Below are 12528 nucleotides of genomic sequence, written 5' to 3'. Positions count from 1 at the left end.
AGTATGGGACAATCGAACCGATAAGCCCCATGGATATTTCGACATTGCTCCGCGTGGCTGTGAAAGACCCACAGATGCGGGGACTCACATCACTTCAACCGCGCACCGGTTGGGTGGGGTTGACAGCAGCAATCGATGCGCTTTCGTTTCAACTGGTTCGAGCGACGAGTGCCCCGATGAAAGATCTGCCCGCAGTGCACCGTCCTTTCAAATTGCGTGCGGGGGTCGTCAGAAGGACGCGCGAATGGAGGGCTGCGGGCGGAAATGTGTTGATCATTGATGACCCATTCGCGGTCGGCTGCGGCCCGCTGCGCCACCGCATCCTCCTGACGCCCGGTTGGGCAGAAACGGCTCTGGCGGAAGTGGCGCAGACGGACGAGTGTGTTTGGGAGCGCAGCCCGGCCTTCGAATACCTCCACCGAAGAGGTCGCTGACATGTCCGGGAAGCCGATCGTCTATCACATTCCCGTCTGCCCGTTCTCGCAGCGATTGGAAATCCTCCTGGCCTTGAAGGGGCAGGAAGACGCGGTCGATTTTCGCGTCGTCGACATCACCAAGCCGCGCGATCCGGATCTGCTACGCAAGACACGCGGAGCGACCATCCTGCCGGTTCTGGAAACACCGGCCGGGCAGATCCTGAACGATAGCCTGGTCATTCTGACCTTTCTCGATGAGAGCGTTCCGGGCGGCCTCCAGCGGCGCGCCGATCCGTTGGAACACGCCATTGAGGCCATGCTGATCGCCAGGGAAGGCCCGTTCGTGTCGGCGGGCTACCGGTTCGTGATGAACCAGGATCCGGCGGCGCGGCAGGATCACCTTGACGGGCTTCTGGGCCTCTATCGTGACCTGAACGATTTCCTGCTTCATCATTCCGAAGACGGACTGTTCCTCTTCGAGAGTTTCGGCCTCGCCGAGGTCGTGTTCACGCCGATCTTCATGCGGTTCTGGTTTCTGGACTATTTTGAAGATTTCGAGTTGCCCGACGAACCCGAATACCGGCGGGTCGCGGCGTGGAAAGACGCCTGCATGCGCCATCCATTGGCGCAACAGGTCAGCCGCGAGGAGATCCTCAAGCTATACTACGATTATGCCATGGGCGCCGGCAACGGCGCCCTTCCCGAAGGGCGCCGGATATCAAGCTTCACCTTCAATCCGCCCTGGCAGGAGAGACCATGGCCGCCTGCTGCCAAATATCGTCACCGCGCATCGGATTCCGATCTGGGCCTGCTCCGGGCGTGAATGGCTGCCCCGCTGCGAGAGATCTGATCGGTCTGCGTCCGTAACGCGAAGATCAAATCGCACGTCCCCGAGGGCGGTCCGCGCAGGCGCAAACCACAACTTCTCCACCCGAAAAGCGACCGCCAGAGCGATCACCGGACCATCCGATCCCAAGCCCACAATTCTCACGACGATTTCCCGGCGGAGGTCTTGAAATGGGTCAATTTCATCCCGACCTCTTTTTCGGGATGCCCATCTGGGGTTCTACTGCATACGACGGTTCTGGCTGAAGGGCGGACTGTCGGGGACTTGCCGGTTTCGGGAGTCCTGAACGGTCGCATCAGGTGGTCCCGTGGGACCGCCACCAAAGCCAACCCTCGGTTTGCAACCTCCGCGTGGGCCTTCCGCGGCGCGTGTTTCCGTGAGGAACGCGTTTCGCCAATTGGTCGACAATAGGAGGGCAACATGCTGACACCCGCTTCATCGTTCTTTCGGTATGATCCGTTCGCGGACCTCGACCGAATAGCGCGCGGCATGAACCGCGCGTTCCCGAGGTCCTGGGCGACCCCGACGTCCTTCCCGGCCGTCAATGTCTGGCGCAGCGGCGATGCGATCGCCATCTCGTCGGAACTGCCGGGCGTGGAACTCGACGACATCGAGATCACGGTCAAGGACAACGTTCTCACCCTCTCCGGCGAGAGAAAGGCACCTGAGGCGCCCGAGGGCGCACGCTGGCACCTGCGCGAGCGCAGCTACGGCAAGTTCAGCCGCACCGTCCAGCTTCCCTATGCCGTCGACTCCAACAAGGTCGAGGCGCGGTTCCGGGATGGCGTCCTGCAGGTCGCGCTGCATCGTCCGGAGGAAGACAAGCCGCGCCGGATCGAGATCAAGGCCGCATGATGGGAGGCAAACCGATGACAACTGAAATGACCAACCCCGAGACGAAGGGCAACGAGGTGTCCGGACAGGGCAGGTCCGCACGGATCTATCGCCCGCTGACGGATATCGTCGAGACGGATGACGGCGTTTCTCTGATGCTCGAAGTCCCCGGCGCGTCGCCGGACGGCGTCGACATCTCGCTGGAGCGGCGTGTTCTTTCGATCCGCGCCACGGTCCGCCCGACCCGTCCCGAGGACGCCGGTCCGGGCTACGCGGAATACGGCGAAGGCGACTACGAACGCGCCTTCACCCTGTCGGAAGACTTCGATCCCGACCGTATCGCGGCCGAGCTGCGCAACGGCGTCCTGACGATCACCCTGCCGCGTGCAGAGGAAACCCAACCGAAGAAGATCGCTGTCAAGGCAGCGTGAGAGCCGTTTGAAGGAGAGAGAAGATGCAAATCAAGGATCTGATCCCCTGGGCGCACAAGGAAAGGAGCCCGGAGGGTAAGGCTGACCCGGACAACCCGGTTGCCACCCTGCAACGGGAAATGAACCGGGTGTTCGAGGACTTCTGGGGCCAGTTCGACCGTCCAAACAGCCCGTTCGACCTGGCAGGTCACCGCAACAGCACGCGCTGCGACGTGGTTGAGACCGACGACGCCGTCGAGCTGTCCGTTGAACTGCCGGGCATGGAGATGAAGGATATCGAACTGACGGTGAGCGATGACCTTCTGACGCTGAAGGGCGAGAAGAAGATCGAGCGCAAGGAGGAGAAGAAGGGTTACTACCTGTCCGAGCGCAGCTACGGGTCGGTCTACCGGACCGTTCCCCTGCCGCCGGGCGTCGATACCGACAAGGCCGAGGCGTCGTTCAAGAATGGCGTCCTGACGGTCAAGGTTCCCAAGACCGAGGAAGCACAGGCCAAGCTGAAGCGGATCGAAGTGATGTCGGCATGACCGCAGCCGGGAGGGCGAGAGCCCTCCCGGCCCTGCGCTCCTGCCCGGCCTCCGGCGCTGTTCGCTGAAGGTACCGGAGCGGTGCAACGCGCTTGATCGGTGGGCGCGATCAGTCCAGCATTCCGTCGATCGACAGACCTTCAGGGGAATGTCAGGACAGACGGCAATCTGGAGGACGCCATGCACTACTTGCCCGAGAACAATTGCGGCTTCGATCCATCGAGCCTTGGTTTCCCGAGCATCAAGGGATGTCAGGCGATCTGCTACCAGACCACGCGTGGCCTCTACGGGTTTCATGACTACAAGGCCGGCGGCGCCTTCTACGACAACGACGACGATGCCGTGACCAAGAGCAAGAAGAAGCTGCAGGCCTTCGCCTCCTGGGTCGCCAGCCAAAGCCAGATCGGCGAAACAGGTGTCGCGATCTACGGCGTGATCAACCGGACGCATCAATACACTTCGGACACGGCCGGCAACCAGGAATGGGGCAACGTGCTGCGGGATCTCGCCAATTCGCTCGGCTTTGGCGGGTCCGTGAAGGGCGCGCGCGTTTCCAGCCACGTAAAGCCGGATGACAGCATCTATGTCGTCTACGACACCACCGGCGGGTCCATGAAGATCGGGTTCAAGCGCTGGTCGAAGATGACCACGGACTCGACCAATCTGGTCACACCGGTTTCGCAGGCCCAGACGAGACCGGTCGGCGGACCCGGCGGCGGTTTCCAGACATCGGCTTTGCCGGGGCATGGAAAAGTGAGCCCGGTTGTGCGCCAGGACGTCACCAAGTCCGTCAATCTCAACGATATCCCACTCAAGAAATTCGTGACCTTTCAGTAGCGGGGCTGAAGCGGAGGGCCTGACTCACTCCCTGCGATCCGGCTCGGAAAGGCAGAGCGACATAGCCGCGTCTTCTCCGGATATCGGTATCGCTGAAACTCGGTTGCCGGCCACGCTCCAGGGAGCGTCCCGCCTGCCGTGCTTCCTTGATGGATGCCCGAGCGTCCCGCGGGTCTCCCGCGATCAGAGGTGGTTTCCCGTCTCCGAGTCGAACAGGTGGACATGCGCCGGGTCGAAAGAGAGCCGTGCCCGCTGATTTGCTTCCAGCGCAACGCGCTCGCGCAACAGGCAGGTGAGTTTTTCATGGCCGACGCCAACGGTCACCTGGGTCTCCGACCCTGTCGGTTCCACGACAAGGATGCGCACCTCAGGACCCTCGTCGCCCAGTGTCAGGTGTTCCGGCCGCAGGCCGACCTTCACCTTCCGGCCCGGCACCGCGCCTTCGGGCAACACCGCCGGGATCCGCTCGCCGGAGGGCAGCCGCACGCAGCCACCGGTTTCGGAGCGCTCGAGTACGCCCTCGAGGAAGTTCATCGCCGGCGAGCCGATGAAGCCTGCGACGAACATGTTGACGGGGGAATCATAGACCTCGAACGGCGTGCCGGCCTGTTCGACGATCCCGCCATTCATAATGACAATCCGGCTGGCCATGGTCATGGCCTCAATCTGGTCGTGGGTGACGTAGATCGTCGTCGTGCCGAGGCGCTGGTGCAGTTCCTTGATCTCGGAGCGCATGTGGACCCGCAGCTTTGCGTCGAGATTGGAGAGCGGTTCGTCGAAGAGGAAGACCTGCGGGTCTCGGACGATGGCCCGGCCCATCGCGACACGCTGGCGCTGACCGCCCGACAGCTCTTTGGGCTTGCGATCAAGCAGCGCCTCGAGATCGAGGATCTGCGCCGCCCGTTCCACCGCCGCCCGCTGTTCCTCCTTCGAAGCCCGTTTGAGGCGCAGCGAGAAGGCCATGTTCTCGGCAACCGTCATATGCGGGTAGAGCGCGTAGTTCTGGAACACCATTGCGATGTCGCGTTCCTTGGCCGGCAGGTCGTTAACCCGCTTCCCGGCGATGTGGATATCACCCGCGGTCACGGTCTCGAGGCCGGCAATCATCCGCAGGAGCGTCGACTTCCCGCATCCGGATGCGCCGACGAGCGCAACGAACTCGCCATCGGCGATCTCGAGATCGATACCCTTGAGCACTTCGACAGCACCGTAGGATTTGCAGGCCCCGGTCAGCGTGACGGCCCCCATTATGAATCTCCCTTCCTGAAATGCGTGGCATAGGCGGCCCTGAGTGCCTCGAAACCCAGCTTTCGCGTTGTCTTGTCCGCCGCGATCACGCCCTTGAGGTTCCAGCCGCGCTGATGGCGGGTCTGCCGGCGTTCGCTGCGGAAATCGTAGAGAAGCCAGGGAAAGATCCCGGCCACGTAGTCGGCGCCGTCAGCGATCTCGACCTGGGTGGCAAGCACCCGCGCCTGGTATTCCTCGGTGAAGAGCTGCATGTCGGAGCCGTGCAGGCCCACGCGCGCATCGGCGCCGGTTTCAGTGACCATCACCGGGCGGTCCGGAGCAGAATTGGCGAGAAGCCGTCTCAACCCGTCGAAGCCCGGCTCGTACCAGCCGAAATACTCGTTGAGCCCGATCACGTCGAGCGCCTCGGCCAGCCTGTCCTCGATGCGGAATGCCACGCGGTTGATCAGGCAAGCAGCGCCGACGAGCCGGTCGGGATCCTCGCGCCGCGCGGTGGCGGCAAGGCCGGACATGAAGCGCAGGCGTGCGTCGGTGTCGGCGTTCTCGTTTCCGATGCCCCAGAGGACCACGCTGGCGCGGTTGAAATCGCGGCGGATCATCTCCCTGAGCTGGTTTTCCGCCTCGGCAAAGGTCTCTGGGTTCTCGAAGGCGATGGCCCAGTAGACCGGGATCTCCTCCCAGAGCAGGATCCCGACTTCATCGGCGATCTTCGCGGCCAACTCCGAGTGCGGGTAATGGGCCAGCCGCATGGCATTGGCGCCAAGCTCCTTCGCGTGGCCAAAACGGCGGCGGATATCCGCCTCGGAGGTACAGCGGCCAAGATCGCGGTCGTCCTCGTGTGCACAGATGCCGCGAAACGCGACGGGCTCACCGTTGAGGCGGATCTCGGTGCCATGCCGTTCGATGCGGCGGAAACCGACGCGATCCCCGACGCGGTCGGCGCCAAAGCGGAGGCGGACCTGGTAGAGATGCGGGTCTGAGGGCGACCAGAGGCGCGGGGACAGGTCGAACGTGGTCTCGCCCTCGCCGGCCGAGATCGCCACGCGCCCGGTGCCGAGCCCATCGATTTCGATCTCCGCCTCTCCGTCTGTGGGGTTCGAGAGCACGACACGGGCGGCGATGCGGTCGCCTTGGATCAGCCAGAGGCGGAAGTCGGTGACATGGATCGCCGGGACCCGCACCAGCTCGACCTCGCGGAAGAGCCCCCCATAGTTGAACCAGTCGAAATGGCTCATCGGCACCGCATCGTCCCGGCGGGTGGTGTCGACCTCGCACATCAGCAGGTTTCCGGCCTCGCGCAGATACGGTCCGATCTCGACGAAGAAGGGCGTCCATCCGCCGCGATGCAGGCCGAGGAAGCGCCCGTTGAGGAAGACGCGTGCCCTCCCGGTCGCCGCACCGATGCGCAGGAAGAGGCGCTCGCCGTCTCGTGGCGGCGCGACGTCGAGATCCCGCATGTACCAGGCCGCGCCCTCGTAGTACCGCCACTCCGCGCGCGCGAGGTTCCAGCAGCCGGGAACGGGGATCGTTTGCCAGGCCGCGTCGTCGCAGTCGCGCGGCACCGTCCACTCCTCGATCGGGGTTGCGTCATGTTCGAACCAGCGCTGGCGCAGGCCTTCCCGGAACGGGTCGAGCACGAAGCGCCAGTCACCTGCGAGGCTCTCGGTCACCCGGTCTCCCATGAAAATCATTCCCGCGTCGGTCAGCAAGGGCGACATGAAGGGCGTTTCGAAATCTTCCTCGTGCAGATGCGCGAAGGGATCCTCTGGTCCGATATCAGGCATTGTCTTCCTCCCGCCTGCGGTAGCCGATCCCGATCATCCGCCGGAACTGCCAGCGACGCCGACCCGGCCAGAGGAAATCGTCGATCATGGCGATGGCGATCCAGCGGAACCATGTGGCGAAGGTCGTCGAGACGCCGGGCGCCTCGACATAGCCATCCACCCAGCCGTCCTGCCGCCAGGTCTCGGTCAGCGTATCGGCAAAGCCGCCATCGGCATTCTGCATCGACAGAAGCGCGGCCAGCTTGGTGCGCAGCCAGGGCGCGACCTCCGGTGCGAGGCCGGGATGCGCCTCCGCGGCATGGACCAGAAGGTCGACCTCATCCACGTCGATACAGGCCGAGTGCCAGACCGGGTCGCGCGACAGCACATAGGACGCGGCCTTCTCCTGGTAGGGCAAGGGCCTGCCGCAGGCGTAGTAGAGGTGGTAATTGTGCATGGACCCCGCCATCGCGTGCAGCAACCGGCGTGCGTCGAGGCACTGACCAATGCCCCAGAAGCCGGTGGTGGGCTCCTGGAGCCTTTCGTGCCAGTCGAAGAGGATGTCGATTGCAGTCTCGATGGTAGCCCGATCCTCTGCATCCGCCGTCCTGCGCGCCAGCAGCACGAAACACGCCAGGTTGACGATATTGTTGCCCTCCTGCCAGGGGTCACGCAGATCGCGGTCTGCGAGCCAGGCCTTCAGGCAGGTGGGGTCGAGGTAGTGGCGCAGGAAGGCCGGCGCCACGGGATCGACGCCGAGGGCCTCGATCGCGCCCAGGGCGTAATTGGTGACGTGGAAGTCGATATACCGCCGGGTCTCGTCGGGGTCGGGCTTCTTGAAGCTGTTGGTCTCGTCCATGCCCGGGATCCGGAAAGCACCGGTCTCCGTGGCGAAGCCTGCAATCCAGTCGGCCAGCGCCCGCTTCTCCGCCGCGTCCCTGTCGTCCAGACCGCCCAGCAGATGCCGGCAGATGACGCCATTATAGGTCCCCGGCAGCATCATTCCCGGCCAGCGCGAGACGTCGTGGTCCGGGCTGAAGGCCATCGCCCCGGCGGGCGTGCCGGCGCCGCGGGCCTGCTCGCGGGCGGTGAGCCAGTCGAGGCTCGACCGCGCCGCGGCGTCGATGCGGGCCTGTAGCTCCGCGTCTTCGAAAGAGGCTTGCCTGGTCATCCCTTGACCGCCCCGTCCGCCATGCCCTGCATCACCCGGCGCTGCGCCAGCAGGAAGACCAGCGTTGCCGGGATCGTCGTGATCGCGGCCAGCGCCATGATGCCCTGGAAATTCACGCCGAGCTCGCCGGTCATGTTCAGAAGCGCCACCGGCAGCGTGTAGGTGTCCGGCGAGCGCGAGATGACCAGGATCGGGAACCACTGCGCCCAGTTGAGCAGGAAAGTGATGATCGTCACGGTTGCGACGACCGGCATCGCGACCGGCATCACGACGAGCCTGAGCACTTGCCACTCGCTCGCCCCGTCGATGATCGCCGCTTCGATCACTTCGCCCGGGATCGAGCGGAAGAACTGTTCGAAGAGGAAGAACTGGATCGGCCCGAGGGCGAGGAAGAGGATGATGCCGGCATAGGTGCCGAGCAGCCCGATCTTGAACATCACGATATAGACCGGAATGACGAGGAGCATGTAGGGATACATCATCGTCAGCAGGAATCCCGAGCGCAGCGCCTTGAAGGCCAGCAGGTCCGGGCGGCGCGTGAGGGCGTAGGCGCCGAGCGCCGTGATGCCGACGCTGAGGATCGTCGAGGCGCCGGTGATCCAGACCGAGTTCGCGAGATACCGCCAGATCGACACGCCCCCCACGGTTGCGATGTCCCGGAAGACCGAGAAGTCCAGCCGTTCCGGCCAGAGGCGGAGCGGATCCGTCAGGACGGCCTCGGCCGGGCGGAAGGCGCCGAGCAGCATCCACCAGTAGGGATAGAGGTAGAAGAGGCTGACGAGGATGGCGATCGCGTAGGCGATAACACGCAGCCAGAGCGGACGGTGGATCATGAGGGCCTCCTGTCGCCGATGCGATAGGCCACGAGCGCGACGGCGGCGACGATCACGAAGAGGATCGAAGCCATCGCCATGGCCTCGCCATAGCGCCCCTGGTCGAAGAGCCGGTAGGCGTAGTAGCTGACGAAATTGGTTGCGCCATTGGGCCCGCCCTTGGTGATGATCACCACGACGGTGAAGGTCTTGAGGAACTGGATCACGGCGTAGACCGTGTTGATCACAAGCGACGGGCGCATCTGCGGCAGCACCACGTAGAGCTTGCGCTGCCAGCGATTGGCGCCGTCGATCTCCGCCGCTTCCTCCAATGAGCGGTCGCAGATCGCGAGATTGGCGAGGAAGATCAGCACAAAGAAGCCGGTATGGTGCCAGAGTTCGGCGATCAGGATGGCGATCATCGCGGTGTCGGGCGAGGCGATGCCGCCGAAGGCAGGCAGGCCGACAAGGTCCAGGAAGGCGTTCACCGCGCCGAAGCTCTGGTCGTAGAGCCAGCGCCAGACCGCGTAGCCGGCCAGATCGGGCGTCACCACCGGCAGGAACATCGCCACCTTGAAGATGGTCCGTCCCGGCCCGATCAGCGTCGAGTGAAGCAACATCGCGTAGCCGAGCGCGAAGAGCACGTTCGCGACCACCGATGCCAGCGTGTAGATCAGCGTCGAGATCAGGGAGGCGCGGAAGATCGGGTCCGACAGGACGGAGAGGTAGTTCTCCAGCCCGACGTAGATCGGCTCGGCCCTCAGCGCGGTGGCGGATTTCGTGAGCGAGACCGAGAAGCTCAGGACGATGGGCCAGAGGCCGAAAATGATGGTCAGGGCGGCGAAGGGAAGGGCGAAGGCATAGAATACCCAGACCCGGTTCGCGCTGACCGGCGGTGTCATGCTGGACATTGTGGATCCTGGTCGATTGGGGTCCGGCCCCGAAAGGGCCGGACCGGGCTGGCCGTGAGTAGCGTCAGCCCTGGGAGAGTTTCGCGGCCTCCTCGCGCATTTCCTCGGCGGTCTGGGAAATGAACGCGTCCCAGTCCTCCGGCGGGTTGGCGATCGCGTCGAGCAGCTTGCGATGGTAGGTCGCCTCGAGCTCCGGGTAGAAGGCATGCAGCGATTCCGGGAAGTCATAGGCATTCAGGTTGCCCTGCGCCTTGGCGAAATACTGCCGCCGCTCCGAGAGATCGTCCACCGCGAGATCGTCGCGCACCGCGGCGCCGACATTCTCAAGCGCGAGTTGCTGGGCCGGCTGCGAGAGCAGGAACTGCGCGAACTCGATCGCGAGGTCCTTGTGCGGCGAGTTTTCCGGCACCGCGACTCCGCGCATCCCGCCGATCACCACGGCGTTCTCCTTGTCATCGAAATGCGCCGGCCATTCGCCGACGATGAAGTCGCCTTCCAGGGCTTCGGAATCCCATTTCTTCACGTTCCAGTCGCCGACGCGGAACATGCCGGCGCGGCCGCCCTCGATCACCTGGTACATCTCGGCGAAGGAGTGGTTGATCGTGTCGGGCGCGACATAACCGTATTCGGTGAAGGTCTTGAGGAACTCCTTCAGAACCTCTGCGTGCTCGGGCGCGTCGATGACGATATTGCCCTCGGGATCGATCAGGGTGTGCCGGAGGCCGGCCCCGAAGATGAACAGATCGAGCATGTGGATGAGATCGCGCGGGTTGGCCGCCTCGAGCGCGAAGCCGAAGGTGTCGTCCTCCCCGTTGCCGTCCGGATCTTCGGTCATGAACTTGCCTGCGACGCGCTTTGCGTCCTCCCAGGTCGCGGGAAATTCCTCGCCGACCGCTTCAAGCCACGAGCTGCGGGCGCCAAAGCCCATCTGGACGCGCTGAATCGGCAGGATGATCATCTTGCCGCCATAGCTGGCGACGTTCAGATCGGCCTCGGTCAGGAAGCCCGTGTCGTCGACCGCATCCAGAGGCCCGGCCATGTCCGCGAGGTTCTCGGTCTGGGTTTCGATCCGGATGACGCGCTCGTAGTTGTTGTAGATCAGGTCCGGCGCGGTGTCGGTATTGATCGCGCTGATGACCCGGCCATACCACTGGTCCGTCGGGTAGCTCACCGAAGTGATCGTCACATCGGGATGCGTCTTGGCGAACTCCTGTCCCACCGCATCGAACCAGGCGATTCCGTTGTCGCCGAGATCGTGCCAGATCACCAGTTCCTCGGCCGATACACCCGTCGCCAGAGCCGCGAAGGCGCAGCTCGCAAGAAGTCTCTTGATCACGTTTTTCTCCTCCCAGGCGGCGCCAAATCGGGGGCTTCCCTTGTCCCAGCGCCTGTTCAAGTGATGGGTAAACGTTTACCCTGCCGAAGAGTAGACATAGATCGGCGATTCTTGCAATATTCTTTATCAACGTTCGAAAAGGGGTCCGGGCTTGGCCAGGCAGAATTCCGGGCAAACCGGCAAGCGAGGCAAGACGGGCAGCACGCGCCCCTCGATTTCCGAAGTCGCCGGCCATGCCGGCGTCTCGATCGCCACCGTGTCGCGGATCGTGAACGGGATTCAGAACAAGGCCTCGGCAGAGACGATCGCGCGGGTGAAGTCCTCGATTCGCGAGCTAGGTTACCGCCCGTCCGGCGCCGGGCAGGCGCTGAGGCGGCGGGAAAGCCGCCTCGTCGCCGTCATTGCGGCAAACCTTGCCAACCCGGTGATGGCGGCCATCGCCGCATCTGCCGAGACCGCGCTGCGGGAGAAGGGGCTCGTCATGGTGCTGTGTGACAGCCACGACCGGCCGGAACTCCAGGACGAGTATCTGCGCGAGATGCAGGCCCAGTCGGTGCGCGGGCTGGTGATGCTCAGCGCGGTCCCAAGCCCGGCTCTCGCGGACATTCTGGGCGCCGGCGAACCGGTCCTCTTCGTCAACCGGAAGAACCCGATGGGCGAGACACCGGCTTTCGTCGGCATCGACAACCGGAGTGCGGCGGCAGAGGTCGCCGAGAACTTCCTCGCCCGAGGGATCCGCCGGCCCCTGCTCATTCACGCATCACTCGGGTCCTCGGCCACGGCAGACCGGGTGGCGGCCTTCACGGAGCGGTATCGCCGCGCGACGGCAGCGCAGGTCACGGTGCTGGGCGACGATCGGCTCGATCACCTTGAACTCGGCTACGACATGATGAGACAGCATCTGGACATGGCCGGCACGCCCCCGGATGCGGTCTTCGCGATGAGCGACCTGATTGCGTATGGGGCGTCGCGTGTCCTGCATGAACGCGGCATCGACGGGGTTCCGATCGTCGGCTTCGACGACAACCCGCTCAACGACTGGATCGCTCCCTGGCTGACCTCGGTTCGCGTTCCCTATGCACGCTTCGGCCTGGCGATCTCCGAGGCGCTGGAGAGCCTGTGGCGCGACGAGACCGGTTTCTCGCTCTGCCTTCCACACGAACTGGTCCTGCGCCCGGCAACCCGCCCGCCCGAAACGCCGATGTGACCATCGGCGCGCTTAAGCAGAACGACGGTAGTGGCTCGGCTCCCGAGGTTCGCCGCGGTCCCCTTTTGGGGACCGCGGCGTTGTTTCAGTTGGGGAAGGCGTCGCGCATGGCGGCGAGGATGACGTGGGTGGAGGCGGCGCCGGGGTCGACATGGCCGACCGAGCGGGCGCCGAGCTTCTTCGACCGC

13 protein-coding genes are annotated in these 12528 nt (G+C 64.2%); 7 read left to right on the top strand and 6 right to left on the bottom strand.

What is annotated here, in order from left to right; genetic code table 11:
- Nucleotides 1-29: 29 nt before the first annotated feature.
- From EU800_RS20435 to EU800_RS20410, 6 genes are all read left to right on the top strand, one after another.
- The gene (locus EU800_RS20435) at nt 30-434 is read left to right on the top strand and encodes a hypothetical protein (RefSeq protein ID WP_129635229.1); all 405 of its coding nucleotides are present in this window, start codon (nt 30-32) and stop codon (nt 432-434) included.
- A gap of 1 nt (nt 435) precedes the next feature.
- A complete protein-coding gene (locus tag EU800_RS20430) occupies nt 436-1239 on the top strand; it encodes a glutathione S-transferase family protein (RefSeq protein WP_129635227.1) in 804 nt (267 codons plus the stop codon).
- A 444-nt stretch (nt 1240-1683) separates the two neighbouring features.
- Entirely contained in the window at nt 1684-2118 is a 435-nt protein-coding gene (locus EU800_RS20425) for an Hsp20/alpha crystallin family protein (protein WP_129635225.1), read from the top strand.
- 14 nt (nt 2119-2132) lie between these two features.
- Nucleotides 2133-2528 carry an Hsp20/alpha crystallin family protein gene (locus EU800_RS20420; RefSeq protein ID WP_129635223.1) on the top strand — a complete coding sequence of 132 codons (396 nt, stop codon included), beginning with the start codon at nt 2133-2135 and terminating at the stop codon, nt 2526-2528.
- Nucleotides 2529-2551: 23 nt separating this feature from the next.
- Nucleotides 2552-3055 carry an Hsp20/alpha crystallin family protein gene (locus EU800_RS20415; protein ID WP_129635221.1) on the top strand — a complete coding sequence of 168 codons (504 nt, stop codon included), beginning with the start codon at nt 2552-2554 and terminating at the stop codon, nt 3053-3055.
- A gap of 180 nt (nt 3056-3235) precedes the next feature.
- A complete protein-coding gene (locus EU800_RS20410) occupies nt 3236-3892 on the top strand; it encodes a hypothetical protein (protein ID WP_129635219.1) in 657 nt (218 codons plus the stop codon).
- 183 nt (nt 3893-4075) lie between these two features.
- On the opposite strand, the gene EU800_RS20405 is transcribed toward EU800_RS20410, so the two are convergent.
- The 6 genes from EU800_RS20405 to EU800_RS20380 form a co-directional block, all read right to left on the bottom strand.
- Nucleotides 4076-5140 carry an ABC transporter ATP-binding protein gene (locus tag EU800_RS20405; RefSeq protein WP_129635217.1) on the bottom strand — a complete coding sequence of 355 codons (1065 nt, stop codon included), beginning with the start codon at nt 5138-5140 and terminating at the stop codon, nt 4076-4078.
- Complete coding sequence (locus EU800_RS20400) at nt 5140-6924, bottom strand: glycoside hydrolase family 2 protein (RefSeq protein WP_129635215.1); 1785 nt, start codon at nt 6922-6924, stop codon at nt 5140-5142. Before EU800_RS20400 ends, EU800_RS20405 begins: the two co-directional genes overlap by 1 nt.
- Complete coding sequence (locus tag EU800_RS20395) at nt 6917-8074, bottom strand: hypothetical protein (RefSeq protein ID WP_129635213.1); 1158 nt, start codon at nt 8072-8074, stop codon at nt 6917-6919. Before EU800_RS20395 ends, EU800_RS20400 begins: the two co-directional genes overlap by 8 nt.
- A complete protein-coding gene (locus EU800_RS20390; RefSeq protein ID WP_129635211.1) occupies nt 8071-8907 on the bottom strand; it encodes a carbohydrate ABC transporter permease in 837 nt (278 codons plus the stop codon). The genes EU800_RS20395 and EU800_RS20390 overlap by 4 nt, the downstream gene beginning before the upstream one ends.
- Nucleotides 8904-9797, bottom strand: a complete 894-nt coding sequence (locus EU800_RS20385; RefSeq protein ID WP_165354772.1) for a carbohydrate ABC transporter permease — start codon at nt 9795-9797, stop codon at nt 8904-8906. Before EU800_RS20385 ends, EU800_RS20390 begins: the two co-directional genes overlap by 4 nt.
- A 64-nt stretch (nt 9798-9861) precedes the next feature.
- Complete coding sequence (locus EU800_RS20380; RefSeq protein ID WP_165354771.1) at nt 9862-11133, bottom strand: ABC transporter substrate-binding protein; 1272 nt, start codon at nt 11131-11133, stop codon at nt 9862-9864.
- A 151-nt stretch (nt 11134-11284) separates the two neighbouring features.
- On the opposite strand from EU800_RS20380, the gene EU800_RS20375 reads away from it, so the two are divergent.
- Nucleotides 11285-12340, top strand: a complete 1056-nt coding sequence (locus EU800_RS20375; RefSeq protein WP_129635205.1) for a LacI family DNA-binding transcriptional regulator — start codon at nt 11285-11287, stop codon at nt 12338-12340.
- Nucleotides 12341-12528: the final 188 nt, after the last annotated feature.

The sequence above is a fragment of the Tropicimonas sp. IMCC6043 genome (assembly GCF_004146235.1).
Taxonomy (GTDB): Bacteria; Pseudomonadota; Alphaproteobacteria; order Rhodobacterales; family Rhodobacteraceae; genus Tropicimonas.
Note: the sequence above shows the minus strand (reverse complement) of the source record. Positions and strands in the feature narration are given on the sequence as shown.

Excerpts from the sequence above, each read along its gene's own strand:
- EU800_RS20400 (WP_129635215.1), bottom strand. The coding sequence starts at position 6,924 with ATGCCTGATATCGGACCAGAGGATCCCTTCGCGCATCTGCACGAGGAA.
- EU800_RS20425 (WP_129635225.1), top strand. The coding sequence starts at position 1,684 with ATGCTGACACCCGCTTCATCGTTCTTTCGGTATGATCCGTTCGCGGAC.
- EU800_RS20390 (WP_129635211.1), bottom strand. The coding sequence starts at position 8,907 with ATGATCCACCGTCCGCTCTGGCTGCGTGTTATCGCCTACGCGATCGCC.
- EU800_RS20420 (WP_129635223.1), top strand. The coding sequence starts at position 2,133 with ATGACAACTGAAATGACCAACCCCGAGACGAAGGGCAACGAGGTGTCC.
- EU800_RS20415 (WP_129635221.1), top strand. The coding sequence starts at position 2,552 with ATGCAAATCAAGGATCTGATCCCCTGGGCGCACAAGGAAAGGAGCCCG.
- EU800_RS20385 (WP_165354772.1), bottom strand. The coding sequence starts at position 9,797 with ATGTCCAGCATGACACCGCCGGTCAGCGCGAACCGGGTCTGGGTATTC.
- EU800_RS20395 (WP_129635213.1), bottom strand. The coding sequence starts at position 8,074 with ATGACCAGGCAAGCCTCTTTCGAAGACGCGGAGCTACAGGCCCGCATC.
- EU800_RS20405 (WP_129635217.1), bottom strand. The coding sequence starts at position 5,140 with ATGGGGGCCGTCACGCTGACCGGGGCCTGCAAATCCTACGGTGCTGTC.
- EU800_RS20435 (WP_129635229.1), top strand. The coding sequence starts at position 30 with ATGGATATTTCGACATTGCTCCGCGTGGCTGTGAAAGACCCACAGATG.
- EU800_RS20410 (WP_129635219.1), top strand. The coding sequence starts at position 3,236 with ATGCACTACTTGCCCGAGAACAATTGCGGCTTCGATCCATCGAGCCTT.
- EU800_RS20430 (WP_129635227.1), top strand. The coding sequence starts at position 436 with ATGTCCGGGAAGCCGATCGTCTATCACATTCCCGTCTGCCCGTTCTCG.